At 62.6% G+C, this 412-nt stretch carries 1 pseudogene; it reads right to left on the reverse strand.

What is annotated here, in order from left to right:
• A pseudogene (locus BLX41_RS36525) lies at window positions 1-412 on the reverse strand (class I tRNA ligase family protein); the annotation flags it as partial.

Here is a 412-nt window from a genome sequence, read left to right on the forward strand (position 1 = left end):
GTCGTTCAGGCTGCCGTCCAGGTTGAACACCTGGCAGGCCGGCAGTACGGCGGCGTTCTTGTCGAAGATGTTGAGCAGCGGCAGGTTGTGGCGCTTGCCGACTTCATAGTCGTTGAAGTCGTGGGCCGGGGTGATCTTCACGCAGCCGGTGCCGAATTCGGGGTCGCAGTAATCGTCGGCGATGATCGGGATGCGACGGCCGACCAGGGGCAGTTCGACGAACTTGCCGATCAGGGCCTTGTAGCGCTCGTCTTCAGGGTTCACCGCGACGGCGGAGTCGCCGAGCATAGTTTCCGGACGGGTGGTGGCGACGATCAGGTAGTCGTTGCCTTCAGCGGTCTTGGCGCCGTCGGCCAGCGGGTAGCGCAGGTTCCACAGGAAGCCTTTCTCGTCGTGGTTTTCCACTTCCAGA

Origin of the sequence: Pseudomonas protegens, assembly GCF_003732485.1 — a bacterium.
Lineage (GTDB): Bacteria > Pseudomonadota > Gammaproteobacteria > Pseudomonadales > Pseudomonadaceae > Aquipseudomonas > Aquipseudomonas protegens_B.